22 protein-coding genes are annotated in these 12,199 nt (G+C 44.1%); all 22 read right to left on the bottom strand.

Features of this window, described 5'->3' with window-relative positions; translation table 11 throughout:
* Positions 1-1,391, bottom strand: a 1,391-nt coding sequence (locus LU351_RS09565) for an exopolysaccharide biosynthesis polyprenyl glycosylphosphotransferase (protein ID WP_232593850.1), incomplete at its 3' end; no start/stop codon positions are given.
* A gap of 422 nt (positions 1,392-1,813) precedes the next feature.
* Positions 1,814-2,197 (bottom strand): 50S ribosomal protein L17, encoded by a 384-nt coding sequence (gene rplQ, locus LU351_RS09570; RefSeq protein WP_232593851.1) that lies wholly within the window; start codon positions 2,195-2,197, stop codon positions 1,814-1,816.
* Between the two features lie 81 nt (positions 2,198-2,278).
* Positions 2,279-3,268 (bottom strand): DNA-directed RNA polymerase subunit alpha, encoded by a 990-nt coding sequence (locus LU351_RS09575; RefSeq protein ID WP_232593852.1) that lies wholly within the window; start codon positions 3,266-3,268, stop codon positions 2,279-2,281.
* Between the two features lie 26 nt (positions 3,269-3,294).
* Positions 3,295-3,915: a 30S ribosomal protein S4 gene (gene rpsD, locus LU351_RS09580; RefSeq protein WP_232593853.1), complete on the bottom strand. Its 621-nt coding sequence runs from the start codon at positions 3,913-3,915 to the stop codon at positions 3,295-3,297.
* Positions 3,916-3,931: 16 nt separating this feature from the next.
* Entirely contained in the window at positions 3,932-4,324 is a 393-nt protein-coding gene (gene rpsK / locus LU351_RS09585; RefSeq protein WP_232593854.1) for a 30S ribosomal protein S11, read from the bottom strand.
* A 50-nt stretch (positions 4,325-4,374) separates the two neighbouring features.
* The gene (gene rpsM / locus LU351_RS09590; protein WP_232593855.1) at positions 4,375-4,731 is read right to left on the bottom strand and encodes a 30S ribosomal protein S13; all 357 of its coding nucleotides are present in this window, start codon (positions 4,729-4,731) and stop codon (positions 4,375-4,377) included.
* Between the two features lie 230 nt (positions 4,732-4,961).
* Complete coding sequence (rpmJ, locus tag LU351_RS09595; RefSeq protein ID WP_232593856.1) at positions 4,962-5,078, bottom strand: 50S ribosomal protein L36; 117 nt, start codon at positions 5,076-5,078, stop codon at positions 4,962-4,964.
* Between the two features lie 22 nt (positions 5,079-5,100).
* On the bottom strand, positions 5,101-6,435 hold the full coding sequence (gene secY / locus LU351_RS09600; RefSeq protein ID WP_232593857.1) for a preprotein translocase subunit SecY: 1,335 nt from the start codon (positions 6,433-6,435) through the stop codon (positions 5,101-5,103).
* A gap of 26 nt (positions 6,436-6,461) precedes the next feature.
* Positions 6,462-6,896 (bottom strand): 50S ribosomal protein L15, encoded by a 435-nt coding sequence (gene rplO, locus LU351_RS09605; protein ID WP_232593858.1) that lies wholly within the window; start codon positions 6,894-6,896, stop codon positions 6,462-6,464.
* 1 nt (position 6,897) lies between these two features.
* Complete coding sequence (rpmD, locus tag LU351_RS09610) at positions 6,898-7,083, bottom strand: 50S ribosomal protein L30 (protein ID WP_232593859.1); 186 nt, start codon at positions 7,081-7,083, stop codon at positions 6,898-6,900.
* A gap of 36 nt (positions 7,084-7,119) precedes the next feature.
* Positions 7,120-7,647 (bottom strand): 30S ribosomal protein S5, encoded by a 528-nt coding sequence (gene rpsE, locus LU351_RS09615; protein WP_232593860.1) that lies wholly within the window; start codon positions 7,645-7,647, stop codon positions 7,120-7,122.
* 10 nt (positions 7,648-7,657) lie between these two features.
* A complete protein-coding gene (rplR, locus tag LU351_RS09620; protein WP_232593861.1) occupies positions 7,658-8,008 on the bottom strand; it encodes a 50S ribosomal protein L18 in 351 nt (116 codons plus the stop codon).
* 10 nt (positions 8,009-8,018) lie between these two features.
* Positions 8,019-8,552 carry a 50S ribosomal protein L6 gene (gene rplF, locus LU351_RS09625; RefSeq protein WP_232593862.1) on the bottom strand — a complete coding sequence of 178 codons (534 nt, stop codon included), beginning with the start codon at positions 8,550-8,552 and terminating at the stop codon, positions 8,019-8,021.
* A 13-nt stretch (positions 8,553-8,565) separates the two neighbouring features.
* The gene (gene rpsH / locus LU351_RS09630; RefSeq protein WP_232593863.1) at positions 8,566-8,958 is read right to left on the bottom strand and encodes a 30S ribosomal protein S8; all 393 of its coding nucleotides are present in this window, start codon (positions 8,956-8,958) and stop codon (positions 8,566-8,568) included.
* Between the two features lie 26 nt (positions 8,959-8,984).
* Positions 8,985-9,290, bottom strand: coding sequence for a 30S ribosomal protein S14 (gene rpsN / locus LU351_RS09635; RefSeq protein ID WP_232593864.1), 306 nt, complete (start codon positions 9,288-9,290; stop codon positions 8,985-8,987).
* 10 nt (positions 9,291-9,300) lie between these two features.
* On the bottom strand, positions 9,301-9,840 hold the full coding sequence (gene rplE, locus LU351_RS09640; protein WP_232593865.1) for a 50S ribosomal protein L5: 540 nt from the start codon (positions 9,838-9,840) through the stop codon (positions 9,301-9,303).
* Positions 9,841-9,854: 14 nt separating this feature from the next.
* Positions 9,855-10,172 carry a 50S ribosomal protein L24 gene (rplX, locus tag LU351_RS09645; protein WP_232593866.1) on the bottom strand — a complete coding sequence of 106 codons (318 nt, stop codon included), beginning with the start codon at positions 10,170-10,172 and terminating at the stop codon, positions 9,855-9,857.
* Positions 10,173-10,217: 45 nt separating this feature from the next.
* Positions 10,218-10,586, bottom strand: a complete 369-nt coding sequence (gene rplN, locus LU351_RS09650; RefSeq protein ID WP_232593867.1) for a 50S ribosomal protein L14 — start codon at positions 10,584-10,586, stop codon at positions 10,218-10,220.
* A 38-nt stretch (positions 10,587-10,624) separates the two neighbouring features.
* Positions 10,625-10,891 (bottom strand): 30S ribosomal protein S17, encoded by a 267-nt coding sequence (rpsQ, locus tag LU351_RS09655; protein ID WP_232593868.1) that lies wholly within the window; start codon positions 10,889-10,891, stop codon positions 10,625-10,627.
* A gap of 2 nt (positions 10,892-10,893) precedes the next feature.
* Positions 10,894-11,085: a 50S ribosomal protein L29 gene (gene rpmC, locus LU351_RS09660; protein WP_232593869.1), complete on the bottom strand. Its 192-nt coding sequence runs from the start codon at positions 11,083-11,085 to the stop codon at positions 10,894-10,896.
* Entirely contained in the window at positions 11,085-11,498 is a 414-nt protein-coding gene (rplP, locus tag LU351_RS09665) for a 50S ribosomal protein L16 (protein ID WP_232593870.1), read from the bottom strand. The genes rpmC and rplP overlap by 1 nt, the downstream gene beginning before the upstream one ends.
* A 13-nt stretch (positions 11,499-11,511) precedes the next feature.
* On the bottom strand, positions 11,512-12,189 hold the full coding sequence (gene rpsC / locus LU351_RS09670) for a 30S ribosomal protein S3 (protein WP_232593871.1): 678 nt from the start codon (positions 12,187-12,189) through the stop codon (positions 11,512-11,514).
* Positions 12,190-12,199 lie beyond the last annotated feature (10 nt).

A 12,199-nucleotide genomic window follows, 5' to 3' on the forward strand; every position in this document is an offset into this window, starting at 1 on the left:
CTGAATTTACTCAAAACGAATGATGACAGTAAAAGGCGAATCAAACAGCGCATAGTGGCCGCCGCAGCGGACGACGAATATCGTTCAAAGATTCTTCTTTCTGGGTGATTATTACTAGGGAGCCCTGTATGGCGCAACATATAACCACTGATTTGTTCGCGATACATTTCATTATGAGCCACTGCATGTGGGCGAGGGCCCACTATCGACATATTTCCTTCAAGAACATTAATAAACTGAGGAAGTTCATCCAACGAAGTTCGCCGCAAAAAACCTCCCAAAGGAGTAATTCGCGCGTCATTTTTTTGAGCTTGTTTAATCTGAGCACTATTGTCTTCACACACCGTCATGGTACGGAACTTCCACACTTTGAACGGCTTACCATCTAAACCATAACGCGTTTGTCTGAAAAAAATGGGGCCACTTGAAGTCAGCTTAACCGCTGCTGCAATACAAAGCATCGGACCACTGATCAGGGCCAAAATTAATCCAGCAAGAATCACATCTTCCATGCGCTTAAGTATCGACATGGTACCGCGATTGGGCTCACCAACAACTCCAATTGCCGGTACACCATTTAAATTTACTGTTCGCGCATGCAGTAAATCGAACATAAAAACATCTGGGATTAAATAGACAGACACAGTAGACGCAGAGAGCTCTTTAATCAGCCACTTAATACGTTTTTCAGCTCTCATAGGTAAGGTCAAATAGACCTTATCAATTTCACCTCGCCTGGCAGAAGCTATGAGGTCAGAAAACTCTCCTGCAAAATTTTGCACTCTCTGAACACCGTGAGCGTCTCGAACTGTTAGATCAACATCTTCTAACTCACCCTTTATTCCTTGGCGATCATCATAAAACCCTTTAATAACGTATCCACCCCAAGTACAGTTCTCTAGCCTATGGGCAACTTCGATTGCCAGAGCACCATTACCTGCAATTGCCACGGAGCGTGTATTATGTCCTTTGTCACGAGCCCTCTGTAATAGAAATCTAGCTAACAAACGCCACGACAACAGACATACCAAAGTTAACAAATACCATTGCGCAAATTGAGGCCAAGAAAACAGCGTATCCTCAAGATGAGTCATACTACCGACAGCTAAAGCAAATATGAAACTGGCCGACCAGCAGAGAGACACTTGCTTTGCTTCTGCCCATATGGTCTCTGAACGCCAAGATCGATAAATCTCTGCAAATTCAGCCGCCAACTGTAAACAAACCACACTACCTAATGCTGCAACAAGATAATCTTGAGTAACACTGCCTTTAAAAAATAAAGCAGTTACAACAACACCTAGCAATACTGCGGAAAAATCAAGAACCCTTGCAAGCAGCGCAAATAGTGAACTATGCGGCTTGACTAATCCTTTAGACCTAATATCCATTGCATTTCCTCTCTTAACGCAATTAAAAACGTAGGTAAGAATAGTATTTACAACCCAACTTAGCCGGTACGATACCCCTCACCCGAACCAACTCAATATTTAAAAGCTCCTATAGCGAGCTGTTAACTTACACCTTAGATTTTATTGGATTAACCATTAAGATTTACCACAAGATTTCACACAATTACCACAAGATTTCACACAATCACTATAAGAATATATGCAATCCACTAACTAGGGCTTTTTCAATCTCAATAATTACTAAAAATCAAACAACTTGCTTAATTTATATAAAAATAACCTCTGAAAAGCTATAAAAATATCAGCGTAAACACAAATCAAACTACATATTCACAATACACACATAAAAAAAAACCGAGCCCTTAGGCTCGGTTTCTTCATTCAAGAGTAATCAAGTTAACTTACTCTTCAACTGCTTCTGCTGAAACTGGTCGATCAACAAGCTCAACATATGCCATTGGCGCTTTATCCCCAGTTCTATATCCACATTTTAAAATGCGAATATAACCACCTGGACGTCCCTCATAACGTGGGCCAAGTTCAGCAAATAATTTACCTACGGCGGCATCGCTTCTCAACCGAGAGAAAGCAAGGCGTCTGTTAGCAACGCTGTCTTTTTTAGCCAATGTAATCAATGGCTCAGCAACTCGACGAAGCTCCTTCGCTTTAGGTAATGTTGTTTTAATCAACTCATGCTCAACCAAAGAGACTGTCATGTTACTGAACATAGCCTTTCGGTGAGAGCTGTTTCGATTCAGTTTTCGGCCACTTTTACGATGACGCATAACTCTAAATCCCTACAGTTTTTATTGCTATCACAGCAATATAAAATGTTAATTTACGCTGCTCCGGTGAACTTTCTTAGATTAATCGTCGTTACGTAAACTAGCTGGAGGCCAGTTTTCAAGACGCATACCTAAGGAAAGTCCTCTTGTCGCAAGAATATCTTTGATTTCTGTCAGTGATTTCTTACCTAAGTTAGGTGTCTTCAACAACTCAACTTCTGTACGCTGAATTAAATCACCAATGTAGTAGATATTTTCTGCTTTCAAACAGTTCGCAGAGCGCACTGTTAACTCAAGATCATCTACCGGACGCATCAAGGTTGGATCAACCTCATTCTTCTCTTCTTCAGGCTCGCTTTGCTTTTCACCTTCAAGATCAACGAATACGGCCAATTGCTGCTGCAATATGGTTGCTCCACGACGAATTGCCTCTTCAGGGTCAATTGTGCCGTCAGTTTCTAAGTCAAGTACCAACTTATCCAAGTCTGTACGTTGCTCTACACGAGCACTCTCAACTGTATAAGCAAGACGTTTAACAGGGCTAAATGTCGCATCGAGTTGAAGCTTACCGATGGCTCGGGTCTCATCTTCATCGCTAATGCGAGAATCAGCAGGCTGGTAGCCTCTACCACGAGCGACAACGATATTCATGTTGAAATCCATATCGGAAGTCACATGAGCAATTACATGATCAGGGTTCTTGATTTCAACTTCATGATCCAATTGAATATCACCGGCAGTAACCACACCCGGACCGCGCTTAGATACTGACAATCTGGCAGCATCTTTCCCATGCATGACAACAGCAATGCCTTTCAGGTTAAGAAGAATTTCAATGACATCCTCTTGAACACCTTCAATTGCACTATATTCATGCAAAACCCCGTCTATCTCTGCTTCAACAACAGCACAACCAGGCATTGAAGATAGTAAGATACGACGCAATGCGTTACCAAGAGTGTGACCAAAGCCACGCTCAAGAGGTTCAAGAACCACTTTTGCATGATTACGATCGATTTCTGTCACATCAATCGTTCTTGGAGTTAAAAATTCGTTTACAGCAGTTTGCATAGCCACGCCCTCTAGAGAAAATTACTTTACTTAGAGTAAAGCTCAACGATGAGGTTTTCATTGATCTCGGCAGGCAGGTCAGCACGATCAGGAACACGATTATATGTTCCTTCTTTCTTTTCTACACTCACTGCTACCCATTCAACCTCGCCTCTTTGAGCTGCTAACTCAAGCGCGTTAGCGATACGAAGTTGGTTTTTCGCTTTCTCACGAATGGATACCACATCGCCAACTTTGATTTGATACGAAGGAATGTTGACCACCGAACCATTTACTAAAATAGACTTATGCGAGACTAGCTGACGAGCTTCCGCACGTGTAGCGCCAAATCCCATACGATAAACAACATTATCGAGACGACCTTCCAATAATTTAAGAAGGTTCTCACCTGTCGCACCTTTGATACGCGCAGCTTCTTTATAGTAAGCATGGAATTGTTTTTCCAATAGCCCATAGATTCTGCGGACTTTTTGCTTTTCACGAAGCTGTACACCGTAATCAGATAAACGGCCTCTGCGAGCACCATGCTGACCAGGCGCACTTTCAAGCTTACACTTTGAGTCAAGTGGACGAGCGCCACTTTTCAAAAAGAGGTCAGTACCTTCACGACGCGCGAGCTTACACTTTGGTCCAATATAACGTGCCATATTTTCTCAAGCCCCCTTACACGCGACGTTTTTTCGGTGGACGACAACCATTATGTGGTATTGGCGTCACATCGGTGATATTGGTAATTTTGTAACCAATATTATTCAAGGCGCGAACAGCAGATTCGCGACCAGGTCCAGGACCTTTGACTTCAACGTCTAGGTTTTTTAGACCATAATCTTTAGCAGCTTCGCCAGCACGCTCTGCAGCAACCTGTGCTGCAAACGGTGTACTTTTACGAGAACCACGAAAACCAGAACCACCAGCGGTGGCCCAGCTCAGTGTATTACCCTGACGATCAGAAATCGTCACGATTGTATTGTTAAAAGACGCGTGAATGTGTGCAACACCATCAACAACCGTCTTTTTAACTTTTTTTCGAGTGGTTTGTTTACTTGGCTTAGCCATAGCAACTCCATCCTAAATTCGGTTGATAAACCTGACTATTTCAGCCAGCCTTATTTCTTGATGGGCTTACGTGGCCCTTTACGAGTACGAGCGTTAGTTTTAGAACGCTGACCACGCACAGGGAGATTACGACGATGACGAATACCACGGAAACAGCCCAAATCCATTAAGCGTTTGATGCTCATGGAAACTTCTCGGCGCAAATCACCTTCGACTGTTCGTTTTCCGACCTCTTCACGCAAGGTGTCCATCTGCTCTTCAGAAAGATCACCTACTTTCGCCGTTTCTGCTATCCCTGTAGCTGCACAAATTTGCTTAGCAGTTGTGCGACCTATGCCGTAAACATAAGTCAAAGAGATAACGGCATGCTTGTTATCTGGTATGTTTACACCAGCAATACGAGCCATTTAAGTTACTCCAAATAATGAAAATTTTGTGGTATTGACAGCATAAACACATCATCAATAGCACCCACTAAAAAAGGGCGCAGAAGGATAACGATATTTACACCGCAAAGCAATAGCCCAGTGATTTCTCACTGGACGACAGTCAATACCCCCTGGATTAAACCCTTTTACACAAAGAATTAATCCTACTTTATGCAAATTGGAATTTGCATAAAATCGAGAGCATCAAATTAACCTTGACGCTGCTTATGACGTGGTTCGGCACTGCAGATAACGCGTAATACACCATTACGACGAACCATTTTGCAGTTTCGACACATCTTCTTTACAGAAGCTCTAACCTTCATCGAATGATAACCTCAACTAAACTCAGCGAGCGACGCCGCTACCATAGTTTTTAAGATTCGCTTTCTTCATCAAAGAATCATATTGATTAGACATCAAGTGAGACTGAACTTGTGCCATAAAATCCATGACAACAACAACCGCAATCAACAATGATGTTCCACCAAGATAAAATGGAACATTAGTTGCCACCACCAAGAATTGAGGTAATAAACATACTCCCGCAATATAAATGGCACCAACTACCGTTAACCGAGTCAGGACTTTATCAATATACTTTGCTGTTTGATCTCCGGGACGAATACCAGGTATGTACGCCTGAGATTTTTTCAAATTATCTGCCACCTCTTTTGGATTAAACATCAACGCTGTATAGAAGAAGCAGAAGAAGATAATCAAAGCTGCAAATAATATGAAATTAAGTGGCTGGCCTGGCCCTATTGCCAATGCCAATTCTTGTAAAAAATCGGAACCCGCACCTTCAGTACTGTTTCCGAACCATTGAGCAATAGAAGCAGGAAACAAAAGGATGCTACTCGCAAAAATTGCCGGAATAACACCAGCCATATTTACTTTAAGCGGCAAATGGCTACTTTGAGCTGCAAATACTTTCCGGCCTTGTTGTCTCTTCGCATAATTAACTGTAATTCTGCGCTGACCACGTTCCATACGAACAACGAACCAAATCACAGCAACTGCAAGTAAAGCAACACCTAACAAAGCGAGCTCATGAAGATCGCCTTGCCGAGTACTTTCTATCGCTTGACCCACTGCGCTTGGTAATCCAGCAACAATACCCGCAAAAATAAGCATGGAAATACCATTTCCAATACCTCTTTCTGTTACCTGTTCACCTAGCCACATCATAAATACAGCACCGGTAACAAGCGAAACCACAGCAACAAAATAAAAGCTGAAGTCGGCGCTATAAGCATAACTCTGTGCTAGGCCAACCGACATACCAATGGCTTGAACCGTGGCCAGAGCTACTGTTAAATAGCGGGTATACTGACTAATTTTTCGACGACCAGCATCACCTTCCTTTTTCAACTGCTCTAAAGAGGGTGTTACAGCCGTCATTAATTGCATAATAATCGACGCTGAAATATATGGCATAATACCCAGCGCTAAAATACTCATCCTTTCCAAGGCGCCACCAGAGAACATATTAATCATTCCCAAAATTGTACCTTGGTTCTGATTAAATAAGCTCGCCATGCGTTCTGGATCAATACCAGGAACAGGTATATGAGTACCAATTCTGTACACAATAATTGCTAAGAACAGAAAACGAAGGCGAGCCCAAAGCTCGCCCAATCCTTTTCGATTCCCTAGAGCCACATTGCCTGCGGTCGCCATCGGGTCCCCTCAGTTATATCAAGAAACTACTCTTCAATAGATCCGCCAGCCGCTTCAATAGCAGAGCGAGCACCTTTAGTTACAGCAAGTCCTTTGACCGTTACAGGCTTATTAATTTCCCCAGAAAGGAAAACTTTAGCTCGCTTGATGTTAGCAGTGATAAGACCGGCTTTAGCCAAAGCGGCCAAATCTACCACATCACCTTCTACTTTGTTAAGTTCTGATAGACGAATTTCAGCGGTAACGCGGCCAATACGAGAGGTAAAACCATATTTAGGCAAGCGCTTTTGAAGCGGCATCTGACCGCCTTCAAAACCTGGCTTCACACTACCACCAGAGCGAGACTTAAGACCTTTATGACCTCGACCAGCTGTTTTACCTAAACCACTCCCCATACCACGAGCAACACGCTTACGGCTGGTTATGCGTCCAGGAGCAGGACTCAGAGTATTTAAACGCATCTCACACTCCCTCAACTTGAACCAAGTAGTTTACTTTATTAATCATGCCACGAACGGAAGGTGTATCTTCAACTTCCACTGTGTGGCCAATACGACGCAGACCTAAGCCGAGCAAGCATGCCTTATGGCTTTGCAAGCGGCCAGCGCTGCTTTTCACTTGAGTAACTTTGACTGTCTTTTTAGCCATGGTTTTATTCACCTATTAAAACTGAGCCAATTAGGCTCAGTTCAAAATTTCCTCAACACTCTTGCCACGTTTAGCTGCAACAGCTTCTGGAGAAGCCATTTGCTTTAGTGCCTTGAATGTAGCGCGCACAACATTAACAGGGTTTGTGGAGCCATAGCATTTTGCTAAAACGTTTTGAACACCTGCAATTTCCAACACCGCACGCATCGCACCACCGGCAATAACACCCGTACCAGGTGACGCAGGCTGCATGTATACGTTAGATGCTGAATGACGCCCTTTTGTCGGATACTGGATGGTGTCACCATTCAGCTCAACATTGATCATATTGCGACGAGCAGCTTCCATGGCTTTTTGAATAGCTTGAGGAACTTCTCTAGCTTTACCACGACCAAAGCCAACTTTACCGTTACCGTCGCCCACGACTGTCAACGCAGTGAATGTAAAAATACGTCCACCTTTGACAGTTTTAGCAACACGGTTTACTTCAACTAGCTTCTCTTGCAAGCCTTCTTCTTGTTGGGTAGAACCGTTGTTGCGCTCTTCTTTTCTGTTGTTCGCCATAACTCAACCTTTAGAATTCAAGACCAGCTTCACGCGCGGCGTCTGCCAACGCCTTGATGCGTCCATGGTATTTATAACCACTGCGGTCAAATGCAACTTCAGTAATACCCACTGCTTTGGCTCGCTCAGCAACAAGCTTGCCCACTGTTGCAGCAGCATCAGCATTTCCGGTCTTTGCACTACGTAAGTCTTTCTCTACAGTAGAAGCACTAACCAATACTTTTCCGCCTTCGGCCGCAATTACTTGTGCATAGATGTGTCGAGGGGTACGAAAAACACAAAGGCGATTTGCACCCAACTCACGGATCTTGGCACGAGCCCTACGCGCACGGCGTATACGAGAATCTTTCTTAACGCTCATAACCTAGCCCTTACTTCTTCTTAGCTTCTTTACGACGAACGTACTCATCAGAGTAACGAACACCTTTACCTTTGTAAGGCTCTGGTGGACGGAAAGCACGGATTTCTGAAGCCACTTGGCCCAAAAGCTGCTTATCTGCACTCTTAAGTACAATTTCTGTCTGACTAGGTGACTCGGCCGTTACGCCCTCCGGAAGGGCGTAATCGATTGGATGCGAGAAACCCAATGTCAGGTTTACAGTTTTGCCTGCGGCTTTAGCACGATAACCAACGCCATTTAGCTCCAACTTTTTCTCAAAGCCTTTGCTTACACCAACAACCATGTTGTTAGTTAATGCACGCATGGTTCCCGCTAAAGCACGAGACTGCTTGGCACCATCACGTGCAGCGAATTTGAGCAAGTTATCTTCTAAAGATACTTCTACGCTGTTGTGAATTTCCAGCGCCAATGTACCGTTGCTGCCTTTGATAGAAAGGTCTTGACCTTTAAGGTCAACTTTCACACCAGCAGGTACTTCAACCGGACTATTTGCAACTCGAGACATGACAAATTCCCAATTAGAATACTGTGCAAAGCACTTCACCACCGACGCCTGCTGCACGAGCCGCTCGGTCGGTCATTACACCTTTACTGGTAGAGACAATCGCAATGCCCAAACCACCTCTTACAGAGGGAAGCTTGTCTTTTCCGGCATAGTTACGAAGACCTGGACGGCTAACGCGATCCAATTCTGCGATGACTGGCTTACCTTCGAAATATTTGAGTGAAACACTCAATTGAGGCTTTGCATCTTCACTGACTTCAAAGCCAGAAATGTACCCTTCCTCATGTAAAACTTTTGCAACGCTTATTTTAAGCTTAGAGGACGGCATTAAGACGTCTGCCTTGCCTACCAACTGCGCGTTGCGAATACGTGTCAGCATATCTGACAACGGATCTTGCATACTCATAAGAATGACTCCTGAGTTCTCTAAGCTTACCAGCTTGCTTTAACCAAGCCTGGTACATCACCACGCATTGCTGCTTCACGTAATTTGTTTCGGCATAAGCCAAACTTACGATAAACAGCATGTGGACGACCAGTAATACGACAACGCCTTTGCTGACGTACTTTGCTTGAATCTCTTGGTAACTTCTGAAGCTTGATTTGAGCTTCCCAAACTTCATCTTCAGTGGAACCAGGGTTAGCGACAATTGCTTTCAAACTGGCACGTTTCGCAGCGTATTTTTCTGCAAGCTTTGCACGTTTAACGTCGCGTGCGATCATAGATTTCTTTGCCATGATTCCTCTCCTAACCTTTCAACGGGAAGTTAAAGGCTTTTAGAAGTGCACGACCTTCATCGTCCGTGCGCGCAGTAGTCGTGATACAAATATCCAAACCACGTAACTTGTCTACTTTGTCATAATCAATCTCTGGGAAGATGATTTGCTCACTCACACCCATTGAAAAATTACCACGACCATCAAACTGCTTGGGGCTGATACCGCGAAAGTCACGAATACGAGGAATAGCAATCGAAACCAATCGATCTAAAAACTCGTACATACGATCTGAACGTAATGTGACTTTACAGCCGATTGGCCAGCCATCACGAATTTTAAAACCAGCAATAGATTTACGAGCCTTAGTTACAACTACTTTTTGACCAGCAATTGCTTCCAGATCACGAACGGCATTTTCCAATACTTTTTTGTCGCCTACTGCTTCACCCACACCCATATTAATGGTGATTTTGGTGATGCGAGGCACTTCCATAACATTGGACAAGCCAAGATCTGTTTTTAACTTTGGCGCGATCTCTGCTTTATAGAGTTCTTTCAAATTAGCCATAATTATCAACCTGCTTAAGCGTCTACGGCTTCGCCGGTGGATTTGAAGATGCGGATTTTCTTACCATCTTCAAGAACCTTAAACCCAACTCGATCAGCTTTCTGAGTTGCATTGTTGTAAATTGCAACATTAGAAACCTGGATAGGGGCCTCTTTTTCTATGATGCCACCAGCAACCCCCAATTGTGGGTTCGGCTTTTGGTGCTTTTTCACCATGTGAATCCCAGAAACGATCAAACGATCGTCAGCAAGGATTTTTAGCACCTTACCTTTCTTTCCAGAATCTCGACCAGTGATTACAATCACTTCGTCATCACACTTTATTTTACGCATAACACGTCCTCTTACTTTGACCGGTATACTTTACGGTGGTTAGCCTTAAAGCACCTCTGGCGCCAAAGAAATAATCTTCATAAATTTTTCGCTACGCAATTCTCTAGTCACAGGTCCAAAAATACGTGTGCCTACAGGTGCGTCACTGTTATTAAGAAGAACAGCTGCGTTATCGTCGAACTTAATCAAAGAGCCATCTTGACGACGAACTCCCTTTTTAGTGCGAACAACAACGGCTTTCATAACTTGGCCTTTTTTGACCTTACCGCGAGGAATCGCTTCCTTTACGGTTACTTTGATAATGTCGCCGACGGCTGCATAACGACGATGCGAACCACCGAGAACCTTAATGCACATAACACGACGCGCACCAGAGTTGTCTGCAACATCGAGATAACTTTGCGCTTGGATCATCGCCCTTCTCCGAAACTAGTAGTTGTAGTACTCTGAAATCAAATTTCAGCAGCACGCTCTTCAATTTTTACCAGCGCCCAAGATTTGGTTTTGGACAGGGGACGCGATTCAGCGATAGTTACCACATCACCAATCTTGCACTCATTATTGGCATCATGAGCCTTAAGCTTTGAAGACTTGCTCACGTACTTACCATAAATAGGGTGCTTAACGCGGCGCTCGATCAGTACAGTGATGGTTTTTTCCATCTTGTCGCTAACAACCTTACCGGTCAGTGTGCGAACCAATTTTTCTGCCTGTGCCATTGTTAGTTACCTGCTTTCTGATTAAGCACGGTTTTAATACGTGCGATTTCACGGCGGATCTGCTTCAGCAAGTGTGTTTGAGTCAGCTGTCCGGTTGAAGCGGACATGCGCAACTTAAACTGCTCTTGCAACTTTTCGATCAATTGACCGTTCAGTTCCTCAACCGTTTTTTCGCGAAGTTCTTGCGCTTTCATCACATCACCGAACGTTTAACGAAAGTTGTACTTACTGGCAGCTTAGCGGCGGCCAACTCAAAGGCTTCACGAGCTAATTCCTCACTAACGCCTTCCATTTCGTAAAGGACTTTGCCTGGTTGAATTTGGCAAACCCAATATTCAACATTACCCTTACCTTTACCTTGACGAACTTCCAATGGCTTTTCAGTAATCGGCTTATCTGGAAAAACACGGATCCAGATTTTTCCGCCACGTTTAATGTGACGGGTCATCGTACGACGAGCAGCCTCAATCTGACGAGCAGTAATTCGTCCACGACCTGTAGCCTTTAGACCAAACTCACCGAAGCTAACTTTTGAGCCACGTTGAGCTAATCCGCGGTTACGGCCTTTCTGCATTTTGCGAAATTTCGTACGCTTTGGCTGTAACATTTATGCGTACCCCTTATTTATTGCGTTTTTTCTTGGGTTGCTGTTCTTCGACTTGATCAATCCCGCCGATAACTTCACCCTTGAAGATCCAAACTTTCACGCCGATGATGCCGTACGTGGTTGACGCTTCAGCAGTCGCGTAATCGATGTCAGCACGCAAAGTGTGAAGAGGTACACGGCCTTCTCGATACCACTCTGTACGAGCAATTTCAGCACCGCCAAGACGACCACTTACTTGCACTTTGATGCCTTCAGCACCTTGACGCATTGCATTTTGAACAACACGTTTCATAGCACGACGGAACATCACACGACGCTCCAGCTGAGAAGCAACACTCTGCGCAACCAAGGTTGCGTCGAGATCCGGCTTACGAATCTCTTCGATGTTAATGTGAACAGGAACGCCCATTTTTGCGCTAACGCTTGAACGTAACTTTTCTACATCTTCACCTTTTTTGCCGATCACAATACCAGGACGAGCAGTATGGATAGTGATACGTGCAGTGTTGGCTGGTCTTTCAATCTCAATTCGACTGACAGACGCGTGCGACAAGTTCTTTTGCAAGTACTCACGTACTTTTAAATCTGTGTACAGTTTGTCCGCATAAGCATCGCTACCGGCGTACCAAGTAGAGGTATGCTTTTTAACGATACCCAGACGAATACCTGTCGGATGTACTTTCTGACCCATAACGTCTGTC

Origin of the sequence: Marinibactrum halimedae (assembly GCF_021234875.1) — a bacterium.
GTDB classification, from domain to species: Bacteria; Pseudomonadota; Gammaproteobacteria; order Pseudomonadales; family Cellvibrionaceae; genus Marinibactrum; species Marinibactrum halimedae.

What these genes read in the sequence shown, in the direction of transcription:
- rplF (WP_232593862.1), bottom strand. Translation starts at nt 8,552, where the DNA reads ATGTCTCGAGTTGCAAATAGTCCGGTTGAAGTACCTGCTGGTGTGAAA.
- rplX (WP_232593866.1), bottom strand. Translation starts at nt 10,172, where the DNA reads ATGCGTAAAATAAAGTGTGATGACGAAGTGATTGTAATCACTGGTCGA.
- rplO (WP_232593858.1), bottom strand. Translation starts at nt 6,896, where the DNA reads ATGCGTTTAAATACTCTGAGTCCTGCTCCTGGACGCATAACCAGCCGT.
- rpsH (WP_232593863.1), bottom strand. Translation starts at nt 8,958, where the DNA reads ATGAGTATGCAAGATCCGTTGTCAGATATGCTGACACGTATTCGCAAC.
- rpsN (WP_232593864.1), bottom strand. Translation starts at nt 9,290, where the DNA reads ATGGCAAAGAAATCTATGATCGCACGCGACGTTAAACGTGCAAAGCTT.
- rpsC (WP_232593871.1), bottom strand. Translation starts at nt 12,189, where the DNA reads ATGGGTCAGAAAGTACATCCGACAGGTATTCGTCTGGGTATCGTTAAA.
- secY (WP_232593857.1), bottom strand. Translation starts at nt 6,435, where the DNA reads ATGGCGACCGCAGGCAATGTGGCTCTAGGGAATCGAAAAGGATTGGGC.
- rpmD (WP_232593859.1), bottom strand. Translation starts at nt 7,083, where the DNA reads ATGGCTAAAAAGACAGTCAAAGTTACTCAAGTGAAAAGCAGCGCTGGC.
- rplQ (WP_232593851.1), bottom strand. Translation starts at nt 2,197, where the DNA reads ATGCGTCATCGTAAAAGTGGCCGAAAACTGAATCGAAACAGCTCTCAC.
- rplP (WP_232593870.1), bottom strand. Translation starts at nt 11,498, where the DNA reads ATGTTACAGCCAAAGCGTACGAAATTTCGCAAAATGCAGAAAGGCCGT.
- rpsK (WP_232593854.1), bottom strand. Translation starts at nt 4,324, where the DNA reads ATGGCTAAGCCAAGTAAACAAACCACTCGAAAAAAAGTTAAAAAGACG.
- rpsE (WP_232593860.1), bottom strand. Translation starts at nt 7,647, where the DNA reads ATGGCGAACAACAGAAAAGAAGAGCGCAACAACGGTTCTACCCAACAA.
- rpmJ (WP_232593856.1), bottom strand. Translation starts at nt 5,078, where the DNA reads ATGAAGGTTAGAGCTTCTGTAAAGAAGATGTGTCGAAACTGCAAAATG.
- rpsQ (WP_232593868.1), bottom strand. Translation starts at nt 10,891, where the DNA reads ATGGCACAGGCAGAAAAATTGGTTCGCACACTGACCGGTAAGGTTGTT.
- rpsD (WP_232593853.1), bottom strand. Translation starts at nt 3,915, where the DNA reads ATGGCACGTTATATTGGACCAAAGTGTAAGCTCGCGCGTCGTGAAGGT.
- rpmC (WP_232593869.1), bottom strand. Translation starts at nt 11,085, where the DNA reads ATGAAAGCGCAAGAACTTCGCGAAAAAACGGTTGAGGAACTGAACGGT.
- LU351_RS09575 (WP_232593852.1), bottom strand. Translation starts at nt 3,268, where the DNA reads ATGCAAACTGCTGTAAACGAATTTTTAACTCCAAGAACGATTGATGTG.
- rplR (WP_232593861.1), bottom strand. Translation starts at nt 8,008, where the DNA reads ATGAGCGTTAAGAAAGATTCTCGTATACGCCGTGCGCGTAGGGCTCGT.
- rplN (WP_232593867.1), bottom strand. Translation starts at nt 10,586, where the DNA reads ATGATCCAAGCGCAAAGTTATCTCGATGTTGCAGACAACTCTGGTGCG.
- rplE (WP_232593865.1), bottom strand. Translation starts at nt 9,840, where the DNA reads ATGGCTAATTTGAAAGAACTCTATAAAGCAGAGATCGCGCCAAAGTTA.
- rpsM (WP_232593855.1), bottom strand. Translation starts at nt 4,731, where the DNA reads ATGGCTCGTATTGCTGGTGTAAACATACCAGATAACAAGCATGCCGTT.